Origin of the sequence: Micromonospora trifolii (genome assembly GCF_050516465.1) — a bacterium.
GTDB classification, from domain to species: domain Bacteria; phylum Actinomycetota; class Actinomycetes; order Mycobacteriales; family Micromonosporaceae; genus Micromonospora; species Micromonospora trifolii.
Genome location: NZ_CP191526.1, coordinates 5,920,766 through 5,941,629 on the forward strand (window position 1 = coordinate 5,920,766; position 20,864 = coordinate 5,941,629).

The window sequence follows — 20,864 nt, forward strand, 5'->3', positions numbered from 1 at the left end:
TTTCCGGGACAAGAGCGGCATCGCACAAGCTGCGGACGCTGGCTACTGTCGGATGGTGTCCACCGAGCCCCTGCGCTGCGCCGGCGCGCTGATCGTCGACCATGACAGCCGCATCTTCTTTCAGCGCCGCTCACCACACCGACGCCTGTTTCCCAACTGCTGGGACATCGTCGGCGGCCATGTGGAACCGGGCGAGGACATCGACGAGGCACTGCGCCGGGAGATCACCGAGGAGACCGGCTGGGTCCTCTCCCACGTCCTGGGCCAGGTGGGCGAGTACAGCTACGTCGGCGACGACGGCCTGGCCCGGACCGAGTACGACTTCCTGGTCCGCGTCGACGGTGACCTCGAACGCCCGATGCTGGAGGCCGGCAAGCACACCGAGTACCGCTGGCTGGCCGAGCACGAGGTGACAGTGCTCGACGAGCACCGCGACGTCAACGACGGGCTGATCCGGCGGATCGCGGAGGAGGGCTTCGCCGTCCTGCGGTCGATCGGTCTGTGAACACCGTCGAGCTGGCGCCGCACCGGATCGCCGGGCTGCTCGCCCCGGCCGTGGACCGGACCTTCCGCGCCGGCATCCTGGCCGGCCGGGACGGCGGTGGCGCCGAGTTGTCCCAGCGCTACGGCGGAGTCATGGCGACCGGCTTCCTGGTCGACCTTCGCACCCGGCTGGCCGCGCCCGGTGGCACTGTCGACGGGCCCGGGTTCGCGGCGATCACCCGCTACCAGGACCCGGTCGCCTGCCGGCGGACCGTGGACAAGCAGGTGGCACACGGGATGATCTACCGCGGCCCGGACGGCGCCCTGTCCGCCACCGAGCGGGGCGCCGCCTTCCTCGCCGAGCTGTACCAGGTGCACGCCGAGGTCACCGAGGAGCTGTGGGCCGGCCATGACGACCGGGTGGCCCGGCTGGTGGCCATGCTCGGCCGACTGCTGTCGTACGCCCTGGTGCTGGCGGACGAGGAGGGGGACCGGGTGGCCTCGGCCTTCGCCGCGCTGGCGCCCCCGTACGAGCCGGACGGCACCCCGTTGGGCGTGCTGCTACTCAACCGGCTCAGCACGCTGCGATACCACCGGGCCGACGCGCACGCCGCCGCCTGGACTGCCGCCGGGCACACCGCGTCGAGCATCGCCGCCCTTCCGGCCGGTCCCGAGCGGCTCGCCATCGAACTGGAGACCGACCGGCGGGCCGCCGGCCCGTATTCCGTGCTCGGCGTCGAGGAGCGCCTGACCATGCTCGCCGACCTGGCGGCATTGCCCGGCTGACCCGGTTGGCCGGAGCGGCACACCCGGCCGGGGCTATCCTCCAGCGGTGACGGGAGCAGGACGAGGGAGGATGTCGCGATGATCGGAATGGTGCTCGCGGCCGGAGCGGGACGACGGCTGCGCCCGTACACCGACACCCTGCCCAAGGCGTTGGTGCCGGTGGACGGTGAGACGACGATCCTGGACATCGCGCTGGGCAACCTCGCCGAGGTCGGGCTCACCGACATCGTGATCGTCGTCGGCTACGCGGCGGACGCGGTCCGCGAGCGGCAGGCCGAGCTGGAGAAGCGGTACGGGGTGACGCTCACCCTTGTGCACAACGACAAGGCCGAGGAGTGGAACAACGCCTACTCGCTCTGGCTCGCCCGGGAGTACTTCGCGCGCGGGGTGCTGCTGGTCAACGGGGACACCGTGCACCCGGTGAGCGTGGAGAAGACCCTGCTCGCCGAGCGTGGTCCGGGCATCCTGCTGGCCGTGGACACCCTCAAGCCGCTGGCCGAGGAGGAGATGAAGACCACCTTCGACGCCGCCGGCCAGCTCACCCGGATCACCAAGCTGATGGACCCGGGCGAGGCGTACGGGGAGTACATCGGCGCGACGCTGATCGAGCCGCAGGTCGCCGACGCCCTCGCCGACGCGCTGGAGGCGACCTGGCGACGGGACCCGAACCTGTACTACGAGGACGGCTACCAGGAGTTCTCCGACCGGGGCGGGGAGGTGCGGGCGGCGCCGATCGGTGACGTCCCCTGGGTCGAGGTCGACAACCACGCCGACCTGGCCCGCGCGCGGGAGATCGCGTGCCTCTACTAGCTCGGAGCGTCCTCACCCCGCTGCACATCGACGTGCGACGCGGGGCGGTCGCCGACCTGGGCGCGATCCTGGCCGACGGGCGGATCTCCTCCGGGGGTGACGTCGCGGTGGTGGTCGGTCCGGGTCAGGGCGCGCAGATCGCGGAGCTGATCCGACCGTCGCTGCGCTCGGCGGACGTCTTCACCGTCTCCGGCGGGACGCTGGACGCCGCCGACGACCTGGGCGGCAAACTCCGCGCCCGGTCGTACGACGCGGTGGTCGGCATCGGTGGCGGCAAGACCATCGACGTGGCCAAGTACGCGGCGACCCGTCGAGGGCTGCCGATGGTGTCGGTGGCGACCAGCCTCGCCAACGACGGGATCGCCTCCCCGGTGGCCAGCCTGATCACCGACGGGATCAAGGGCTCCTACGGCGTACACATCCCGATCGGGGTGATCGTCGACCTGGACTTCGTGGAGAGCGGCCCGGACCGGCACAACCGGGCCGGCATCGGCGACGTGATCAGCAACATCAGTGCGCTGGCCGACTGGGAGCTGTCCCGGCAGGTACGCGGTGAGCCGGTCGACGGGCTTGCCGCCTCGCTCTCGCGAGCGGGCGCCGAAGCGGTGCTCAACCACCCCGGCGACATGAGCGACGACGCCTTCGTGATCGTCCTCGCCGAGGCGTTGATCTCCAGCGGCCTGGCGATGGCTGTCGACGGCACCAGCCGTCCGTGCAGCGGCGGCTGCCACGAGATCATGCACGCTGTCGACTCGCTCTTTCCGGGGACCGCCTCGCACGGCGAGCTGGCCGGGCTGGGTGCACTGTTCTGCACCTGGCTGCGCGGAGACCTCCGCCGCTTCGGGGAGATGTCGGCCTGCCTCGCCCGGCACGGTCTGCCCCGGCTCCCCGCCGAGGTGGCGCTCACCGACGACCAGTTCATCGAGGCGGTGCAGTTCGCGCCGCGTACCCGCCCGGACCGCTACACGATCCTCGAACACCTGGCACTGTCGCCTACCGAGACGCGGGAGCGGCTGGCAGACTACGCCGGTGCAATCCGCGACCAGCTTGGCTGACCCCCGTCCCACCGTCGCCGACTTCCACCGGGTGAACCGGGGCGGCGGCCTGTTCAGCGAGTCGATCAGCCAGTGGCTGGGGGCCGTCTTCGCGCTCGTCGCCCAGCGGCTCGGGCTGCGACCGACAGCGTTGACCATCACCAACCTGGTGCTCGGGCTGGCCACCTCGGTCACCGTGGTGGCGCTCGCCGGCCCGGTCGCCGCCGGGGACGTACCGGCCTGGGTGGTCGGCCTGCTCGCCCTGGTCGGCTGGCAGGTGGCGTACTCCCTGGACTGCGCGGACGGGCAGCTGGCCCGGGTGACCGGCCAGGGCAGCGCGGCCGGCGCGCGCGTCGACGTGCTCTGCGACGTGGCCGCGCAGATCGCCCTGGTGGCAGCCCTGGCGGCCACCGCCGTGGCGCAGGAGCCGGCCACGCCGACCTGGCTCGTGGCGACCTTCGCGGGCACCTGGATGGTCAACCTGGTGACGTCGGTGATGCAGGCCGGCCCGAACGCGGCCAGCATGGTCACCTCGACCTCGTTGCCGGTGCGCCTGGTGAAGCTGGTCCGCGACTACGGCGCGGTGGTCTTCGTGGCCGCCCTGGTGCTCGCCGTGGCCCCCGCGCTGGTCCTCTGGGTGATGGTCGCCTTCACGATCGTCAACGGCGGCTTCCTACTGGCGAGCATCGCCTTCTCGGCCCGCGCCTCCCTGCGCTGACCGCCACCCGCCCCTGCGGCGCGACCCGGCGCGGCCCGCGCGGCGGTCCCCCGCGCTCGGCGCGAGGCCGGACGCGGACGCACGGAAGCGTCAGGCGCGGCGTTCAGACGTGGTTGGGGGTTCGGGCCAGGCCCGCGTAGATGTCGATGAGCTGCTTGGTGACCACGTCGGGGTGGAAGGTTCGCTCGTAGCGGGCGCGGGCGGCCAGGGTCAGCCCGGACGCTCCGGCGCGGGCGACCGGCAGCGCGGCCGCGAGCGCGGCCGGCTCCGGGGCGACCACCCAACCGGCCTCGCCCAGACCGATCCCCGCCGGCATGGCTGGTCCGCCGCCGCCCCCGGCGACCGCGGAGGCGATCTCGGCGGGCCCGGTGCCGGCGGGCTCGTGCGGGGCATCGGCCCCGACCAGGTACGGAATGCCGCCCAACGCCGTACCGAGCACCGGCCGGCCGTTCGCCAACGCCTCGATGATCACAGTGGGCAGCACGTCGTGCCACATCGCGGCGGCGATCACCACAGCGCTCGCCTCGACGGCGGCCTGCACGCCGGCCCGGTCGAGCTGACCGAGGTAGACCACGTCGGGTCGCTCGGCGGCGGCCGCCTCCACGAGTGGGCGCAGCTCACCGTCGCCGGCTACCCGCAGCGTGCCCAGCGCACCCACCGGGTGCCGACGCCAGGCGTCCAGCAGCAGGTCGACGCCCTTCTCCGGGGAGAGCCGGGCCATGTAGAGGAACCCGTCACCCAGCGGCGCCGGCCGACCCGGATCGGGTACGGAGTTCGGCTTCACCACGATGTGTTCGTCCGGAATGCCGTAGTCGCGGAGGTGATCGGCGATCGCCGAGGTGAGCGCGATGTACCGATCCACCGAGCGCCAGGTCCCCCGGTGCACGGCCAGGGTGGTCGCCATCAAGGCGCTCTGCACCGCCGAGTCGCGGTAGCAGCGGTGCTTGATCGCCGGCACACCCAACGCCCGACCCTTGCAGTCCTGACAGATCACGCCGTCGCGGAAGTAGATCCCCGATGAGCAGACCTGCCGGTAGTTGTGCACCGTCTGCACCACCGGCACGCCGTGCCGGTGCGCGGTCCGCACCACCCAGGGCGAAATCAGGGGGTACGGGTTGTGCAGGTGCAGAACGTCCGGTCGGTGTTCGGTGAGCAGCCGGCTCAGGTCGTGCTGGGCGCGCGGCGCCCAGATCGGCGAGATCGGCAGCAGCGCCTTCGCCGCCTTCGACATCGACGGGATCTCGTCCGAACTGCGAATGAAGGGCAGCACCTCGACGCCAGCGGCGGTGAGCTGAGCGATCTCCGAGTCGACGATCGTGTTCTCACCGGAGGGCTGGGCTTCCCGGTACCGGTTGTGTGCCACCACGATTCTCACGGGAAAGAAGGCTACCGTTATGTCGTGCCCGAACTACCGGAGGTTGTGTCGTGCCCGAACTACCGGAGGTTGAGGCGCTCGCGGGTTACCTGCGTCAGCGCGCGGTGGGGCGGCGCGTCGATCGGCTGGAGATCGCCGCGATCAGCGCCCTGAAAACGTACGAGCCGGCGCCGACCGAGGTCGCGGGCCGGGCGGTGGTCGACGCCAGTCGGCACGGCAAGTTCCTCGACGTCCTCTTCGAGGGTGGAGTGCACCTGGTGGTGCATTTGGCGCGAGCAGGCTGGCTGCACTACCGGGAGGCGTTCCCCGCCACCACCCCACTGCGTCCGGGCAAGGGCCCGATCGCGGTGCGGGTACGCCTGGATGACGGTTCCGGCTTCGACCTCACCGAGGCCGGCACGCAGAAGAAGCTGGCCGCGTATCTGGTCACCGACCTCGCGGCGGTTCCCGGGGTGGCCAAGCTGGGCCCGGACGCGCTCGCCGCGGATCTGCCCCTTTTCGCCGAGCGGCTGCGGAGCAGGCGGGGGCAGGTCAAGGGGGTGCTGACCGACCAGTCGGTGCTGTCCGGGGTGGGCAACGCGTACTCCGACGAGATCCTGCACGCCGCGAAGCTGTCCCCGTTCGCGATCACCGACCGGCTCACCGACGCCCAGATCGCCACCCTGCACGCCGCCACCCGACAGGTCCTCGGCGACGCGGTCGAGCGCTCCCTCGGTCAGCGGGCCGCGGAGCTGAAGGGCGAGAAGCGCTCCGGGTTGAAGGTGCACGCGCGCACCGGGCTTCCCTGCCCGGTCTGCGGGGACACCGTGCGCGAGGTGTCGTTCGCCGACTCCAGCCTCCAGTACTGCCCCACCTGCCAGACCGGCGGCAAGCCGCTCGCTGACCGTCGGTTGTCTCGCCTCGTACGGTGAGTAATTGCACTTCAGGACTACGGAGCGGAATCTCCCTCACTGAGCGGAAGCTCCGGTCCGCCCTTCTCGCCACGCGCGCATCCATCGGTATAGTGGCCCGGTCCCCGGCTTCTGAAATGGTGCGGAGCCGGCCAGATCCCGCCAGCACCGTCGGTCGCCAATCTCCTTCGGGGCGACGACCGGTCGGAGCCAGCGTGGGAGACTGGGACGGTGGGCGACCCGGGCCTTCACGCCGAGTGAGCGGCCCGTGTCATGCGGGAGGACATGGGTGAGGTGACGGCAAGCCTCCAGCGCCCGGTAACCAACGAAGGCCGGAGCAGACTCGTGCGGCACGTCGACAGCTTCGAGATCCAGCCGCCGACGCCGCCGTCCCACAACGGCGTCCCTCGGTCGGCTTGGACGAGGGCGCGACGCCGTGTCTCCCGCTGGCACCGCCCCTACATCGCGATCCTGCTGCTGCTCGACTTCGGCGCGGCCGCGTTCGCCAGCTGGATCGCGATCCAGCTCTTCGACCAGGCTGCCTCCGGGTTCTCCGGCACCCAGCAGGACCCGACGTGGTTCCACACCGTCTCCTACCTGCTGCTTCCGTTCGGCTGGGTGGTGATCCTCTGGAGCAACCGGGCCTACGACCGGCGCTACCTGGGGCTCGGCCCGGACGAGTTCAAGCGGGTGATCCGTGCATCGGTAACGGTGGCCGCGAGCGTCTCCTTCCTCGCCTTCTCCACCGTCACGCAGCTCTCCCGGTTCACCGTGGGCACTGCGCTGGTCGGCGCGACGCTGTTGATCCTGTGGGGCCGTTTCGTGGCCCGGTGGGCGCTGCACTACATCCGGCGGCGGGCCGGCCAGGCCGCTCACCGGATGGTGCTGGTCGGCACTCTGCCCGAATGTCTGGAGGTCTACGCGGCGGTCACCCGCAGCCCGGCCGCCGGGCTGATGCCCGTCGCCATCCACATCACCGACGGGTACGCGGCGGCCCGCGGTATGCCGACCCCGGTTCCGGTGTACGCCGGACGCGACGTCCTGGCCCTGGTCCGTGAGGTCGGTGGGGACACCATCGCGGTCTGCGGGTCGGCCAGCGCGGAGCCGGGCGAGTTGCGCCGGCTGGCCTGGCAGCTGGAGGGCTCCGGCGTCGACCTGGTGGTCGCCCCGCAGCTCACCGACATCGCCGGCCCCCGGGTGCACATCCGGCCGATCGAGGGTCTGCCGCTGCTGCACGTCGAGGAGCCGACCCTCTCCGGGCCGGCGCTGCTGGCCAAGAACCTGATGGACCGGGTCGCCGCCGGCCTCGGCCTGCTGCTGCTGATCCCGCTGTTCCTGGCCATCGCCGTGGCGATCCGGATCTCCGACCCCGGGCCGGTCTTCTTCCGCCAGCCCCGGGTGGGGCACGAGGGGCGCACGTTCCGGGTGTGGAAGTTCCGGACCATGTACGTCAACGCCGAGGACCGGCTGGCCAGCCTGGTCGATCGGAACGAGACCGACGGCATGCTGTTCAAGATGAAGGAGGACCCTCGGGTCTTCCCGGTCGGTCGCTTCCTGCGGGCCACGTCGCTGGACGAGCTGCCGCAGTTGATCAACGTGCTCTGGGGCGAGATGTCGCTGGTCGGGCCCCGCCCGCTACCGGCCGACGACGGTGACTTCCTGGGTGACGTGAGGCGCCGACTGCTGGTCCGCCCCGGCATGACCGGGCTGTGGCAGGTCTCCGGCCGCTCCGACCTGTCCTGGGACGAGTCGGTCCGACTGGACCTCTACTACGTCGACAACTGGTCGCTCGCGTACGACCTGAGCATCCTGTGGCGCACCGTCGGGGTGGTGCTTGCCCGCAAGGGCGCGTACTAGGGGGTTGGCGCGCCGGCTCGCAGGGGCGAGGATCGCTGCGTGTCTGCCAACCTCTCCGCCGTGGTCGGCGTCGTCTCACTCGTCACCGCGCTGACCGCAGCCCTGCTGGCGGTGTTGCGGCTGCGGGCCCGCCGTGGCATCGCCACCGCCACCCAGCGGGCCACCTACGAGGTGCTGCACACCGCCGGCCTGGCCGCCGAGCCGCTGCGAGCGGGGTTGAGCGAGGCGGGCGCGGCGAAGGCCGTACGCCATCTGCGGGCGCTGGTTGGCGCGGTCGGGCTGGCGCTCACGGACGCCGACCGGCTGCTGGCCCTGGACGGGCGCGGCACGCACCACGGAGATCAACTGCTCGCGGCGGCCCAGCGGACGGTGGACACCGGCCGCTCGAGCGTGCTGGGTGAGCAGGAACTGCACTGCGACCGGGTCGACTGCCCGGTCCGCGGGGCGGTGGTCGCACCATTGCTGGGGGCGGACGGCCGGGTGGTGGGCGCGCTGGTGGCGGTCGCCGACAGCCCGCCGCCTCCGGGGTTGGTGCAGGCCACCCTGGAGACGGCGCACTGGGCCGGCAACCAGCTCGCCCTGGCCGAGCTGGACTCGTCGCGGGAGCGGCTGGCCCGCGCCGAGATCCGGGCGTTGCGGGCGCAGATCAGCCCGCACTTCATCTACAACGCGCTCACCGCGATCGGCTCGTTCGTACGCACCGACCCGGAGCGGGCCCGGGAGCTGATCCTGGAGTTCGCGGAGTTCACCCGGTACTCGTTCCGGGCGCACGGGGAGTTCACCACGCTGGCCGAGGAGCTGCGGTCGATCGACCGCTACCTGACCATCGAACGGGCCCGGTTCGGCGACCGGTTGCAGGTGCGGTTGCAGATCGCCCCGGAGGTGCTGCCGGTGACGTTGCCGTTCCTCTGCCTCCAGCCGTTGGTCGAGAACGCGGTTCGCCACGGGTTGTCCCGCAAGCCGGGCACGGGCATGGTGAGCATCGAGGCCCGGGACGCGGGAGCCGAATGCCACATCACGGTGGAGGACGACGGAGTGGGAATGGATCCGACCACGCTGACCGCCGGCATCGCCGAGCTGGCCCGCGGCACCGGCGACCCGGGCGACGACACGGGCCAGCACGTCGGCCTCTCCAACGTCGACGAGCGGTTGCGCTCGGTCTTCGGGGACCGGTTCGGCCTGGTCGTGGAGACGGGGTTGGGCTCGGGCACCAAGGTGAGCATGCGGGTGCCGAAGTTCCACCCCGGCGTGCGGGCAGGGTCGTGAGCGAGCGAACCGGGACGGGTGCGGTTAACGCGTCCGGTTTCCTGCGCGTCCTCGCGGTGGACGACGAGCCGCCCGCGCTCGACGAGCTGGCGTACCACCTGCGGGCCGACCCCCGGGTGGCCCGGTTGCACACGGCCGGGGATGCCACCGAGGCGCTGCGGCTGCTGCGCGACGGCGACGTGGACGTGGTCTTCCTGGACATCCGGATGCCCGGCCTGGACGGCATGGAGCTGGCCCGGGTGTTGCGCCGCTTCGCCCGGCCACCGGCGATCGTGTTCGTCACCGCGTACGACGACGGCGCGGTGGACGCCTTCGATCTGGGCGCCACCGACTACGTGCGGAAACCGGTGCGCGCCGATCGGCTGGCCGAGTCGCTGCGCCGGGTGATCGGCTCGCGGGTGGTGCCGTCGCACCCGGCGGCGCTGGCCCGCGCGGAGGAGGACCCGACCATCCCCATCGAGTTGGCCGGCACCACCCGGATGCTGCCCCGATCGGCGGTGCGGTGGGTGGAGGCGCAGGGCGACTACGCCCGGTTGCACACCGCGGAGGGGTCGCACCTGGTGCGGGTCTCGCTGGCCACGCTGGCGGAGCGCTGGGCCGATGCCGGTTTCGTCAGGGTGCACCGTTCGTACCTGGTGCAGTTGAAGTTGATCGCGGAGTTGCGGCTGGTCAACTCCGGCTATGTGGTGGTGATCGACTCGACCGAGCTGCCGGTGAGCCGGCGGCACACCCGGGAGCTGAAGGACAAGCTGGTCAGGGCCGCGAAGCAGGATTGGAGTCGCTGAGCCGGGAATGGAACCAGCCCTACCGTACGTTGTACGCTAGTCCGTACGACTTCCGGGAGGCTTGCCGTGACCGAGACCCCGTTCGACGCCGAAACCGAGTTCGACCGCCAACTCGACCTACTGGTGCAGCTCAGCTACCCCGCCCTCGCCGGGCTGACCGAGAACGCCTTCCGCGACCTGGTCGCGCCACTGCGGGCCAGGGCGGTCGAGGGCACCGCCGGGCTGCCCGCCCCCACCGACGCCCGGGTGCCGTTCCTGCTGGTCACCACCCGGGAGCTGATCGGGGTGCCGGAACGGATGGAGCTCACCACCCTGTCCGGCAAGCGCAAGCCCGGCGTCGTCGACCGGAACTACGCCGAGGACGACCTGCCCCGCTTCGACCCGATCAAGGAGTTGGAGGTGCCGGCCGGGCCGGCGTACCTGCTCTTCGACGTCGACCGGGGCGAGGAGTTCCGCAACCTGGCCCCGGCCACGGCCATGGAGGGGATCACCGCTCAGGGCCGGTTGCCGCTGAGCATCGACGAGGGGCTCGCCTTCATCACGCTGCACCCGGCCGCGTTGGCGAGCAACCGGTGCTTCTCGCTGGTCGGCTCCCGCTGCGGCGACAAGCGGGTGCCGGCGCTCTGGATCAGCCAGGGTGCGCCCAAGCTGGGCTGGTGCTGGTACGGCAACCCGCACACCTGGCTCGGCTCCGCCTCGGCCCGGCCGGAGCGCATCGGCCTGGGCTGACCGCCAGGGTGCTGGATTCCACCGAGGAGGCTCGCCCGGTCGGGCAATTCCGCAGCTATCGTCGGCGACCTATTCTTCGTGTGCCGACCCCCGTACGGGGCGCAGGGTCGGTGCGGGCAGAGCCTGCTCAGGCCGCCCCACCACCCTCACATTGGGACATCGATGCAGCTATCCCCAGCCCGCCGTGCCCTGCTGGCCGGTGCCGTCGTAACGGCGCTCGTGCTGCCTGGCGCCACCCCGGCCCAGGCCGCGGCAACGGGCGCGGTCAGCGGAAGACTGACCACCAGCACCGGCACGCCCGCCGCCGAGGTCCTCGTGCAGCTCTACGAGAGCGACAGCTACGACTACGTCGGCTCCACCAACACCCACGCCGACGGCAACTACACAGTTGGCGGGCTGCAAGCCGGCTCGTACGTGGTGGGCTACTTCCCCTGGGAGAAGCCCGAGCAGTACCACCACCAGAAGGACAACGCGTTCGACGCCGACCCGGTGACCGTCACCGCCGGTGGCACCACCAGGATCGACGAGCAGCTCTTCGAGACCGGCACCATCACCGGACGCATCGTGAACACCGGCGGCCAGCCGGTGGTGGACCTGAACGTCGACGTTCGGGAGACCGACACGTATAGCCGGGCGTGGGGTCGCACCGACGACCAGGGCCGGTTCACGATCGCCGCCCGACCGGGTCGCTACACCGTGAGCATCCAACCGATCGAGGGCTCCTACCAGGAGCAGTACGTGCCCGGGAAACTCGACCAGGAGAGCGCCGACGTCTTCGAGGTGAAGGCCGACGAGGCGATCGTGGTCAACGAGACGGCGCTGCCGGCGGGGAGCCTGACCGGCCGGTACACCACCGCCGCCGGCGCCCCACTCCCGAACGCCGAGGTCAGCATCACCACCGCCAACTCGTCCAGCGGGGCGTGGACGCAGACCGACGCGAACGGTGAGTTCACCGCGCAACTTCTCCAGGGCGCCTACAAGGTTGGCGTGACCGCCGGTGAGCGGCAGCAGTACTACCGCGGCAAGCTGACCCCTGAGGAAGCCAACCTGGTCGAGGTGCGGGGTGGACAGCAGACGGCCATCGCGGACAGCCTGCTCGGCACCGGCTCGGTCACCCTGTCGGCCATCGACTCGGTCACCGGCGCCCCGATCGCAAACTTCTGTGCCCAGTCGATCTGCAGCGACGGCACCGGCACGGTGACCGTCACCGACCTGTCGCAGGGCAGCCACACCATCTACCTGGACGCACCGGACAAGCTGTACTTCTCCCGCGAGGTGAACGGGGTACGGGTCAAGGCGAACGGCGACACCAAGTTGACCGTGAAGATGCGGCCCGGCGCGGTCATCAGCACCACCATCGTGGACCGGCAGAGCGGCGCGCCTGTGTCGAACATCTGCCTGGACACCTTCCTGCCGAAGCAGGCGTCGCTCCAGGACGGCTACGGCGACTGCAGCGACCGCAACGGCAAGATCCAGGTGGGACCCCTCGCCGCCGGCAGCTACAAGCTCTTCGCGGTGCCGCAACGCGACACCTACGGCCGTCAGTGGGTGGGCGCCAACGGCGGCACCGGCGACGAGCGGGAGGCAGCCGTCGTCACCGCGACCGCCGGTCAGGTCGTCACCGGACCGCAGGTCCGGCTCGACCCGGCCGGCACGGTCACGGGCACTGTCACCGACGTGGCCGGCAAGCCGGTGCCGGACGCTGGCGTGTCGGTGTTGACCGGTCACCCCGGGGTCGGGGCCCAGGACGCCATCACCGATGAGCACGGCGTCTACACCATCAAGCGCCTCGGCCCGTACGCCTGGCCGCTGGTGTTCGGCGGCAACCCGCACGCCAGCGAGTGGTCCGGCGACAAGCCCAGCCGGTTCAAGGCCACTCCGGTGCCGGTGACCGCGGGGGCGGCCGCCACCCACAACGTTCAACTCGACCAGGGCATCGAGCTGACCGGCACCTTCCGTACGCCGGACGGCACTCCCTTCACCAGCGGATTCGTCATCGCCCGCAGCGCCGACACCGGCGACATTGCGGGCAACGGTTCGATCAGCGACGGTCGGTTCAGCATTCGCCTCAAGGGACCGCAGCGGATCTACTTCACCTACAACGTCTCGCTTGGAGATGAGTACTTCGACGGTCGCTACCTGGTGACGCAGCCGGACGGCAGCCGAAAGCTCGGGCTGTTCTCCGTACCGGCCAGCGGCAGCATGTCCGTGGATCTGGTCGTACCGGTCAACTGACGGTTCGGTGCAGCGGGGCCGGCGGCATTGTGCCACCGGCCCCGCTCCGCATCTTCGTGCGTCTGCGGCGACGGGTCAGAAGATGTCGGCCAGCGGCAGGGTGAGAGGGAACGGCTGCTCGGTGCTGTAGACCTCGCCGACCGGGAAAACCGCCTGCTCGCGGTAACCGCCCGCGCCGTTCACCAGCACGGTCAGGGTCTGCTTGCGGGGCTCCACCAGCCAGTAGAGCGGAATGCCGACGGCGGCGTACTCGTGACGTTTGAGCACCAGATCACGGCCGGCGTTGCTCGGCGAGATCACCTCGACGACGAGGCGAACGTCGGCCGGGTCGAGCGCGGCACCGCCGCTGTCCAGTGCGCTCTCACTGGCGACGAAGAGATCGGGTACGAAATACGACGAGCGTTTCGCACTCACCCCGATGTCCTGACCCACGAGCACACCGGCGGGGGCCTGCCGGTCGAGGATCCGGCGGAGGCGGTTGGCGACCGCGCCGTGGAAGACATCCCCATGGGGGACACGAGCAGGCTCCCGTCGAAGATCTCGTAGACCTGGTCGTCCTCGGGGAGGCTCTGGAGGTCGTCCACCGTCCAGGCGTCGCCCCAGCCGGGCCGGGCAGGGTTGGTCACCGTCACACCTCCTCTCTACCGGACCACCCTGACAGCTCGGTTGGTTGTCCACAACGAGCCTCCGGCGTTCCCCCACGCCAGCCGGCATGATCCCCGAGTTATCCACAGCCGTGAGCGGTTCTCCACAGGTTATTCACAACGCAAACCACTGATCTCCACGGCCGCTCCCTACAGTCAGGACCCATGAAAGAACGTCGGGTACTGGTGGTCGAGGACGAACGGACCATCGCCGAGTCCATCGCCGCCCGACTACGGGCCGAGGGTTTCACGGTGGAGATCGCGGCGGACGGGCCCAGCGGCGTCGCGCAGTTTCACGCCGTACAGCCGGATCTCGTCGTCCTCGACGTGATGCTGCCGGGCTTCGACGGCCTGGAGGTGTGCCGCCGGATCCAGGCTGACCGGGCGGTGCCGGTGCTGATGCTCACCGCCCGGGACGACGAGACCGACCTGCTCGTGGGGCTGGCGGTCGGCGCGGACGACTACCTCACCAAGCCGTTCTCGATGCGGGAGCTCACCGCCCGGGTGCATGTTCTGCTGCGCCGGATGGAGCGGGCCGCCGCCACTCCCGCGCCGCCCGCCATCCGCCTCGGCGACATCGAGATCAACGAGGCCGAGCGACGGGTCCGCCGGGCCGGGGCGGACGTCCACCTCACCCCGACCGAGTTCGACCTGCTGGTCCACCTCGCGGGTCGACCCCGCACGGTGCTCCCCCGGGAACGGCTGCTCGCCGACGTCTGGGGATGGGGCGACGGAAGCGGCACCCGCACCGTGGACAGCCACATCAAGGCTCTGCGCCGCAAGCTGGGTGCCGACCTCATCCGCACTGTGCACGGGGTCGGCTACGCCCTGGAGCTGCCGTCATGACGGCGACCCTGCTCACCCGGCTGGACCGGGTGCTGGAGCTGCTGCCCCGACCGCTGGACCCAGTGCGATCGATCAAGCTGAAGCTGGGTGTGCTGCTGGTCGCCTCCGGGGCGGCCGGGCTGGCCTACTTCTCGTACGGCATCGGCTGGCCGCCGCCGATCACCTCGGCCACCGCCATCGCCGTCGCCCTGCTCACCTCGCAGGTGCTCGCCCACGGCATGACCTCGCCGTTACGGGACATGACAGCAGCCGCCGGCGCGATGGCCCGAGGTGACTACACACGTCGGGTACGCGCCACCTCCCGCGACGAGGTCGGCGAGCTGGCCCAGGCGTTCAACAAGATGGCCGAGGATCTGCACGCCGCCGACCAGCGTCGACGCGAGCTGATCGCCAACGTCTCGCACGAGCTGCGTACGCCGATCACCGCGTTGCAGGGCGTGCTGGAGAACATGGTGGACGGGGTGGCCGACCCCGAACCGGCGGCGCTGCGTTCGGCGTTGGCCCAGACCGAACGGCTCGGGCACCTCGTCGCCGACCTGCTCGACCTGTCCCGACTCGACGCGGGCGTGGTGCCGCTGCGGCGCGTACGCATCGACGTGGGGGACTTCCTCGACGAGGCGGTGGAGCACGCCACGGCCAGCGCGTCCGGCGCCGGCCTGGACGTGCGCTTCCAGCTCCGCGACCTGCCGGCACCGCTGACGGTCCACGCGGACCCGTGGCGGCTGCACCAGGTCTTCGCGAACCTCCTCGACAACGCGGCGCGACACAGCCCACCCGGCGGCACGGTGCGGGTGAGCGCCGAGGAGCACGGCGACCAGCTCCGCTTCGAGGTGAGCGACGAGGGCCAGGGCATTCCGCCGGCCGAGCGTTCCCGGGTGTTCGAGCGGTTCACCCGCGGCGACCGGTCGGCCGGTGGTGGGACCGGGCTCGGCCTGGCCATCGCCCGGTGGGTCGTCGAACTGCACGGCGGTCGGATCGGTGTCCTCGATCCCGCCGGGCCAGACCGGGGTGACCGGCCCGGCTGCCGCATTCAGGTCACCATCCCGTGCGACGGGCCATACCGAGAAGAGGCCGCATGACCAGCCCCGGCAGCACCCCACTCCCGGCCACCGGGCCGACCGGGCCGGCGCAGGTCGCCCCACCCGTCAGGCCCGGACCGGCCGCACCGCCGGCGGCCGGTCGGCCCCAGGCAGCTCCGGCCGCACCGGCCCTGCCCCGGCCGCCATCGATGATCGCGCGGCGCTGGCCGGGACCATCCGGCGATGCGGGTCCGCTGGTGCTGGTGGCGTCGACGGCGGCGGCAGTCGTCGGCGCCTCGGTGCTCACGATGGTTCGGCCGGGCCTCGGCTGGCTGGTCGCCGCGTTGGCCGGCACGGCCGCCCTCAGCACCGCCGCCATCGTCAGGTCCGGGACGTCCTCCCCGGTTGCGGGCCGCACCGAGCCGACCGAACCCGGCACCGCAACCGACGCCGAACCCGCCCGTCCCGGTGCCACGGGGGCACCGGGGCGGGTGGCGCAGGCCGCCTGGGCTGCCGCGACTGTCGCGTTGGTCGCCGTCGGCACGTTCCGGGCAGCCGGTTGGCTCTTCGTGCTCTGCCTGCTTGCAGCGGTGGGGACCGGGACGCTCGCGGTTACCGGCGGGCGAAGTCCGCTCGGAATGCTGGTCGCCGCGACGCTGCCACCGGCCGCGACGGTACGGGCGCTTCCGTGGGCGGTACGCGGAGTGCGCAACAACCGCCCGGCGGGCTCGGGGATCGGGTTCGGGCGCATCGTGACCAGCCTGGCGGTGTCCGCCGTCCTGCTGACGCTGTTCGGGCTGCTCTTCTCCTCCGCCGACGCGGTCTTCGCCAATCTGGTCGGTGGTCTGCTGCCCGACATCGCGCCGGCCGGTGTGATCGGCTGGATGCTGCGGCTGATCCTGATCGGCGGCGGTCTGCTCGGTGGCGCGTACCTGGTCAGCCGCCCACCCGACCTGGAGGGCCTGCGACCGGCGTCGTCACGGCCGGCACACCGGCTGGAGTGGACCCTCCCGCTGGTATTGCTCGACGCCCTGTTCGCCGTGTTCGTGCTGGTCCAGCTGACGGTGCTGTTCGGCGGGGCGGGGCACGTGCTGCGGACCGCCGGGCTCACCTACGCCCAGTACGCCCGCGGCGGCTTCTGGCAACTGCTCGCCGTCACCGCGCTCACCCTGCTGGTGATCGCGATCGCCGCCCGCCGGGCGCCGAAGGCCACCCGGGGGGACCGGCTGCTGGTCCGGGTACTGCTCGGCACGCTCACCGCGCTCAGCCTGGTGATCGTCGCCTCGGCGCTCTACCGGATGCAGGTCTACGCCGACGCGTACGGTGCCACCCGGCTGCGGCTCGTCGTGTCGACCGTCGAACTCTGGCTCGGGCTGCTCTTCGTCCTGGTCGGGGTGGCCGTGGCGCGGTTGCGGGCCGACTGGCTCCCCCGGTTGGTGGTCGGCACCGCGGTGCTGGCGCTGCTCGGGTTGGCCCTTCTCAACCCGGATCGCCTGATCGCCGAACGGAACGTCGACCGGTACCTGGAGACCGGCCGGTTGGACGTCAGCTACCTGTCCGGGCTGTCGGCCGACGCCGTACCGGCCCTGGGTCGGTTGCCCGAGCCGATGCGTTCCTGCGCGCTCGGGGAGATCGCCGCCGAGCTGCCCCGGGACGGCTTCTGGGCGACGAACCTCGGCAGGGAACGCGCCCGGCGGGTTCTCGACACGATCCCGGTGAGCGCCAGCGTGACCGACTGCCCCGGGTTACGACGCTGGTGAGCGTGAACGCTTGACAATCGCGTACGGCGGGCGAGACTGCCGGGGTGGCCAAGCAACTCCCTGACGTGGGGTCGAGCGGTGCGGTTCCGCCGCCCCGGCGGTCCCGGATCGTGCTGGCCGAGATCACCAGGCAGGACACCCGCGCCGAGCGGACCCGCGCCGAGCTGGCCCAGCAGACCCAGGTCGGTGAGGCGCTGGTCCGCGGTCTGGTCCGGGCCCAACTCGCGCTGGCGCTGCGGCTGTCCCTGGTGGTGGCCATCGGGTTGGGCGGGCTGCCCTGGCTGTTCGCGATCGCGCCCTCGCTCGGCCGGACCACCGTCGCCGGCGTCAACCTGCCGTGGCTGCTGCTCGGGGTGGCCTCCTTCCCGTTCCTGATCGGGGTGGGCTGGGCGTACGTGCGGCTGGCCGAGCGCAACGAGCAGGACTTCACCGACCTGGTGCAACGGCCGGAGCGCTGAGTGGGCAACGACTTCGTGGTCCCGGCCATCGTCGCGGTCACCCTGGTCACCGTCGGGATCGGCTTCTACGGGCTGCGGTTGGCCCGGACCACGTCCGACTTCCTGGTGGCGTCCAGGGCGATCAGTCCGACCTGGAACGCCGCCGCCATCGGCGGGGAGTACCTGTCGGCGGCGAGCTTCCTCGGCATCGCCGGCCTGGTCCTCAAGTACGGCGTGGACGTGCTCTGGTACCCGGTCGGGTTCGCCGCCGGCTACCTGGCCCTGCTGCTCTTCGTGGCCGCGCCGCTGCGCCGCTCCGGTGCGTTCACCCTGCCCGACTTCTGCGAGCTGCGGTTGGGGTCGCGTCGACTCCGCATCCTGGCAACCGCCTTCGTGATCTTCATCGGTTGGCTGTACCTGGTGCCGCAACTCCAGGGTGCCGGGCTGACCCTGGCCACGGTGGCCGGCTCCCCGTACCCCCTCGGCGCCCTGCTGGTGGCGGCCGTGGTCACCGCGAACGTCGCGCTGGGCGGCATGCGCGCGATCACCTTCGTGCAGGCATTCCAGTACTGGCTCAAGCTGACCGCTCTCGCCGTACCGGTGATCTTCCTGGCCTTGCAGTGGCAGGCCGACGGCCGCCCGGCGGTGACCCCGCCCGACGGGCCGACGTTCCGGGCCGCGACCACCGTCGTGGTCGAGCACCGCGCGACCCTCACCCTGCCCGACGGTGACATCCGAGAGGTACGCCCCGGCGACGAGTTGACCTTCGCTGCGGGTGATCCGGTGCCGGACGTCTCCGGGGTGGCCACCGACGCCAACGACTGGTTGCTGCCCAGCGCCGCCGGTGACGACGACCGGGGCCTGTTCGCCACGTACTCGCTGATCCTGGCCACCTTCCTGGGCACCATGGGTCTGCCGCACGTGCTGGTGCGCTTCTACACCAATCCGGACGGCGCGGCGGCCCGCCGGACCACCCTGGTCGTGCTGGCGTTGGTCGGCGCGTTCTACCTGCTGCCCACCCTGTACGGGGTCCTCGGCCGGATCTACACCCCGCAGTTGCTGCTCAGCGGCCAGACCGACGCGGTGGTGGTGCTGCTACCCGAAGCGGCCCTGGGTGACGGCCTGGCCGGGCGGCTACTCGCCGCGCTGGTCGCCGCAGGCGCCTTCGCGGCGTTCCTCTCCACCTCGTCCGGGCTGCTGACCAGCGTTGCCGGGGTGATCTCGACGGACGTGCTCGGCCGGGGCTCGGTACGCGGGTTCCGGCTGGCCACCGTCATCGCCGGTGGTGTGCCCGCGGTGCTGGCGCTGCACGTCTCCGGGCTGGACGTGTCGCAGGTCGTCGGGCTGGCCTTCGCGGTCGCCGCGTCGAGCTTCTGCCCGCTGCTGGTGCTCGGCATCTGGTGGCGTGGGCTGACCGACGTGGGCGCCACCGCCGGCGTGGTGGCCGGTGGTGGCGCGGCGATCGGCGCGGTGCTGGTCACCGTGCTCGGCCCACCGCTGTCCGGCTGGCCGGCCACGCTCATCGCGCAGCCGGCCGCCTGGACGGTGCCGCTGGCCTTCACCGTGATGGTCGTCGTGTCGATGGCGACCCGCAGGCGAGCCCCGGCCGACGTCGCCGCCACCATGCTCCGCCTGCACACCCCGGAAGCCCTCCGCATGTAGGCGCGAACTCCTTGTCGAGGCCGGCTGTCACGCCCAACGGTCCACCGGGATCAGCAGGCGTCGGTGCCGGCGCACAATCGGTCGGCTGCCCGTTGTGCCAGCCGTCGGGCCTCCGTCCTGTTGGTCAGGCTGCCCAGCCAGACCTCCGCGACCAGATCACCCTGTCGGACGAACAGTGTGTAACTGATCAGGCCTTGGGCGTCGAATCTGATCAGGAGCGAACCGTCTCCGGCGAACCCCGAGTCGACAATCGACAACGAGGACAGTTCGTCCCTCTGCTCGCATTCGGTCACCGTCCGGGCCCAGACGATGGTGGCCTTCGCGCCGTCGAGGGAGTACCGCCGCACTCGCTCGATGACCGGTGACGCATCGGGTTTCCCGAACACCGCACCCCGCTCGGCGCGCTCCTTCGCCGACAGCCGTGGCGTGTCCGCGCAGGCGAAGCTGGCAGCAAAATTGAACGACCAGTCGCCGTCCATGTCACTTCCGGCCGCCCGGAAACCGCGCGGGAGGTCCGACGCGCGCAGCAGCGCCTCCGCTGGGATGGCCGGGCTGTTGGAACCATTCGACGGGCTGCCGCTGGTCGTCGACGGGCTCGACGGTGGTGCGCCGGGGGTGTTGCGGGTCGAGGGCGTCGGAGACGGGGTCGGGGTGGCCGACGGCGTGGGCGTCGGGGTGGGTGATCCGGTCGCCGGCAGCACCGGCGTCGGCGCACCCTCCCGGCCGCTGGCCAGCGCCACCGCCCCGGTGGCCACCAGGGCCACCGCCACCACTGCGGCGAGCGCCGCCGCGATCCTCGTCTGACGGGTTCGCCGCCGGCCGCGCTCCCGTACCTGTGCGGTCGGGGCCCAGCTCAGGTGCTCGGTGTCCTGGAACAGGTCGACGAAGGGCTGATCAGGCATTGCTGACCTCCTCGGGGAGGGTGGTGCCGAGCAGAGGTGCGAGGGCCTTGCGCCCTCGGGCGAGCCGGGCCTTGACCGTGCCGACCGGAACAGCGGTCCGCGTCGCGATGTCCGCGACCGAGAGATCCGCGAGGTGGTGCAGGACGATCGCCTCGCGTTGGTCCTTCGGCAACTGGCGTAACGCGGCGACCAGCGCGACGGTGTTCTCCGATGGTGGTCCGACCGCGGTCACCGGACCGTTCCGCCGATGGGCGGTGATCCCGTTCCGAATCTTCCGCCAACGGTTCTGAAGGAGGCGGTGTCCCACGACGTGCACCCACGCCTCCGGATCGTCGTACTCGCTGATGCGCCGCCAGCGCTGCCAGGCCCGCACGTACGCCTCCTGTGCGGCGTCCTGCGCCTCATGGATGTCGCCACCGAGCGCGTACAGCACTGTGACGACCCGGTGCCTGCTTGCTCGGTAGAACTCCTCGAAGCCGTCATCCCTGTTCAATGTCCCCTCCCCGTGTCGCTCCCTGCCTCTGTCACCCGCGAGCACGGCGTCCGGTTGCATCGGGTGCAGCGTGCGGAGCGGGACAACGGTCGCCAGCACCCGTACCAGGGGCTCTGAGGGGCTCGTCCGCCTC

At 71.4% G+C, this 20,864-nt stretch carries 20 protein-coding genes; 16 read left to right on the forward strand and 4 right to left on the reverse strand.

Going from position 1 to position 20,864, the window contains the following annotated elements:
- Positions 1 to 52: 52 nt before the first annotated feature.
- From ACQRWP_RS27550 to ACQRWP_RS27570, 5 genes are all read left to right on the forward strand, one after another.
- Entirely contained in the window at positions 53 to 505 is a 453-nt protein-coding gene (locus ACQRWP_RS27550) for an NUDIX hydrolase (protein WP_430503306.1), read from the forward strand.
- Positions 502 to 1,269 carry a hypothetical protein gene (locus ACQRWP_RS27555; RefSeq protein ID WP_430498871.1) on the forward strand — a complete coding sequence of 256 codons (768 nt, stop codon included), beginning with the start codon at positions 502 to 504 and terminating at the stop codon, positions 1,267 to 1,269. The genes ACQRWP_RS27550 and ACQRWP_RS27555 overlap by 4 nt, the downstream gene beginning before the upstream one ends.
- 78 nt (positions 1,270 to 1,347) lie before the next feature.
- The gene (locus tag ACQRWP_RS27560) at positions 1,348 to 2,079 is read left to right on the forward strand and encodes a sugar phosphate nucleotidyltransferase (RefSeq protein WP_430498873.1); all 732 of its coding nucleotides are present in this window, start codon (positions 1,348 to 1,350) and stop codon (positions 2,077 to 2,079) included.
- Positions 2,067 to 3,134, forward strand: coding sequence for an iron-containing alcohol dehydrogenase family protein (locus ACQRWP_RS27565; RefSeq protein ID WP_179781433.1), 1,068 nt, complete (start codon positions 2,067 to 2,069; stop codon positions 3,132 to 3,134). The genes ACQRWP_RS27560 and ACQRWP_RS27565 overlap by 13 nt, the downstream gene beginning before the upstream one ends.
- The gene (locus tag ACQRWP_RS27570) at positions 3,109 to 3,831 is read left to right on the forward strand and encodes a CDP-alcohol phosphatidyltransferase family protein (protein WP_238681621.1); all 723 of its coding nucleotides are present in this window, start codon (positions 3,109 to 3,111) and stop codon (positions 3,829 to 3,831) included. Before ACQRWP_RS27565 ends, ACQRWP_RS27570 begins: the two co-directional genes overlap by 26 nt.
- Before the next feature lie 103 nt (positions 3,832 to 3,934).
- Here ACQRWP_RS27570 and ACQRWP_RS27575 read toward each other — a convergent pair whose 3' ends face one another.
- Complete coding sequence (locus ACQRWP_RS27575; protein ID WP_430498876.1) at positions 3,935 to 5,206, reverse strand: glycosyltransferase; 1,272 nt, start codon at positions 5,204 to 5,206, stop codon at positions 3,935 to 3,937.
- A 50-nt stretch (positions 5,207 to 5,256) separates the two neighbouring features.
- On the opposite strand from ACQRWP_RS27575, the gene ACQRWP_RS27580 reads away from it, so the two are divergent.
- The 6 genes from ACQRWP_RS27580 to ACQRWP_RS27605 all read left to right on the forward strand — a co-directional run bounded on the left by ACQRWP_RS27580 (position 5,257) and on the right by ACQRWP_RS27605 (position 12,968).
- Positions 5,257 to 6,117, forward strand: coding sequence for an Fpg/Nei family DNA glycosylase (locus tag ACQRWP_RS27580; protein WP_238681619.1), 861 nt, complete (start codon positions 5,257 to 5,259; stop codon positions 6,115 to 6,117).
- 264 nt (positions 6,118 to 6,381) lie between these two features.
- On the forward strand, positions 6,382 to 7,953 hold the full coding sequence (locus ACQRWP_RS27585; RefSeq protein ID WP_430503307.1) for a sugar transferase: 1,572 nt from the start codon (positions 6,382 to 6,384) through the stop codon (positions 7,951 to 7,953).
- 39 nt (positions 7,954 to 7,992) lie between these two features.
- Positions 7,993 to 9,219, forward strand: a complete 1,227-nt coding sequence (locus ACQRWP_RS27590) for a sensor histidine kinase (RefSeq protein WP_430498879.1) — start codon at positions 7,993 to 7,995, stop codon at positions 9,217 to 9,219.
- Positions 9,216 to 10,004 carry a LytR/AlgR family response regulator transcription factor gene (locus ACQRWP_RS27595; protein ID WP_430498881.1) on the forward strand — a complete coding sequence of 263 codons (789 nt, stop codon included), beginning with the start codon at positions 9,216 to 9,218 and terminating at the stop codon, positions 10,002 to 10,004. Before ACQRWP_RS27590 ends, ACQRWP_RS27595 begins: the two co-directional genes overlap by 4 nt.
- Positions 10,005 to 10,070: 66 nt before the next feature.
- Positions 10,071 to 10,733 (forward strand): DUF5701 family protein, encoded by a 663-nt coding sequence (locus ACQRWP_RS27600; protein WP_430498883.1) that lies wholly within the window; start codon positions 10,071 to 10,073, stop codon positions 10,731 to 10,733.
- A 162-nt stretch (positions 10,734 to 10,895) separates the two neighbouring features.
- The gene (locus ACQRWP_RS27605) at positions 10,896 to 12,968 is read left to right on the forward strand and encodes a carboxypeptidase regulatory-like domain-containing protein (protein ID WP_430498885.1); all 2,073 of its coding nucleotides are present in this window, start codon (positions 10,896 to 10,898) and stop codon (positions 12,966 to 12,968) included.
- 75 nt (positions 12,969 to 13,043) lie between these two features.
- Here ACQRWP_RS27605 and ACQRWP_RS27610 read toward each other — a convergent pair whose 3' ends face one another.
- Positions 13,044 to 13,682: a Uma2 family endonuclease gene (locus ACQRWP_RS27610; RefSeq protein WP_430498887.1), complete on the reverse strand. Its 639-nt coding sequence runs from the start codon at positions 13,680 to 13,682 to the stop codon at positions 13,044 to 13,046.
- 95 nt (positions 13,683 to 13,777) lie between these two features.
- Between ACQRWP_RS27610 and ACQRWP_RS27615 the strand changes: the two genes are divergently transcribed.
- From ACQRWP_RS27615 to ACQRWP_RS27635, 5 genes are read left to right on the forward strand one after another with little or no spacing between them, the layout of a single operon-like run.
- A complete protein-coding gene (locus ACQRWP_RS27615) occupies positions 13,778 to 14,458 on the forward strand; it encodes a response regulator transcription factor (RefSeq protein WP_430498889.1) in 681 nt (226 codons plus the stop codon).
- The gene (locus ACQRWP_RS27620) at positions 14,455 to 15,537 is read left to right on the forward strand and encodes an ATP-binding protein (RefSeq protein WP_430498891.1); all 1,083 of its coding nucleotides are present in this window, start codon (positions 14,455 to 14,457) and stop codon (positions 15,535 to 15,537) included. The genes ACQRWP_RS27615 and ACQRWP_RS27620 overlap by 4 nt, the downstream gene beginning before the upstream one ends.
- Positions 15,534 to 17,237, forward strand: coding sequence for a DUF4153 domain-containing protein (locus tag ACQRWP_RS27625; RefSeq protein WP_430498893.1), 1,704 nt, complete (start codon positions 15,534 to 15,536; stop codon positions 17,235 to 17,237). Before ACQRWP_RS27620 ends, ACQRWP_RS27625 begins: the two co-directional genes overlap by 4 nt.
- Positions 17,238 to 17,281: 44 nt before the next feature.
- Positions 17,282 to 17,695 carry a hypothetical protein gene (locus ACQRWP_RS27630; RefSeq protein WP_238687560.1) on the forward strand — a complete coding sequence of 138 codons (414 nt, stop codon included), beginning with the start codon at positions 17,282 to 17,284 and terminating at the stop codon, positions 17,693 to 17,695.
- Positions 17,696 to 19,336 (forward strand): cation acetate symporter, encoded by a 1,641-nt coding sequence (locus tag ACQRWP_RS27635; protein WP_430498895.1) that lies wholly within the window; start codon positions 17,696 to 17,698, stop codon positions 19,334 to 19,336.
- 50 nt (positions 19,337 to 19,386) lie between these two features.
- Here ACQRWP_RS27635 and ACQRWP_RS27640 read toward each other — a convergent pair whose 3' ends face one another.
- Positions 19,387 to 20,238, reverse strand: a complete 852-nt coding sequence (locus ACQRWP_RS27640) for a hypothetical protein (protein WP_430498897.1) — start codon at positions 20,236 to 20,238, stop codon at positions 19,387 to 19,389.
- On the reverse strand, positions 20,231 to 20,731 hold the full coding sequence (locus ACQRWP_RS27645; protein WP_430498899.1) for a SigE family RNA polymerase sigma factor: 501 nt from the start codon (positions 20,729 to 20,731) through the stop codon (positions 20,231 to 20,233). Before ACQRWP_RS27645 ends, ACQRWP_RS27640 begins: the two co-directional genes overlap by 8 nt.
- Between the last annotated feature and the right edge of the window lie 133 nt (positions 20,732 to 20,864).

What these genes read in the sequence shown, in the direction of transcription:
- ACQRWP_RS27560 (WP_430498873.1), top strand. Translation starts at nt 1,348, where the DNA reads ATGATCGGAATGGTGCTCGCGGCCGGAGCGGGACGACGGCTGCGCCCG.
- ACQRWP_RS27605 (WP_430498885.1), top strand. Translation starts at nt 10,896, where the DNA reads ATGCAGCTATCCCCAGCCCGCCGTGCCCTGCTGGCCGGTGCCGTCGTA.
- ACQRWP_RS27550 (WP_430503306.1), top strand. Translation starts at nt 53, where the DNA reads ATGGTGTCCACCGAGCCCCTGCGCTGCGCCGGCGCGCTGATCGTCGAC.
- ACQRWP_RS27610 (WP_430498887.1), bottom strand. Translation starts at nt 13,682, where the DNA reads ATGCCGGCTGGCGTGGGGGAACGCCGGAGGCTCGTTGTGGACAACCAA.
- ACQRWP_RS27640 (WP_430498897.1), bottom strand. Translation starts at nt 20,238, where the DNA reads ATGCCTGATCAGCCCTTCGTCGACCTGTTCCAGGACACCGAGCACCTG.
- ACQRWP_RS27585 (WP_430503307.1), top strand. Translation starts at nt 6,382, where the DNA reads ATGGGTGAGGTGACGGCAAGCCTCCAGCGCCCGGTAACCAACGAAGGC.
- ACQRWP_RS27625 (WP_430498893.1), top strand. Translation starts at nt 15,534, where the DNA reads ATGACCAGCCCCGGCAGCACCCCACTCCCGGCCACCGGGCCGACCGGG.
- ACQRWP_RS27615 (WP_430498889.1), top strand. Translation starts at nt 13,778, where the DNA reads ATGAAAGAACGTCGGGTACTGGTGGTCGAGGACGAACGGACCATCGCC.
- ACQRWP_RS27620 (WP_430498891.1), top strand. Translation starts at nt 14,455, where the DNA reads ATGACGGCGACCCTGCTCACCCGGCTGGACCGGGTGCTGGAGCTGCTG.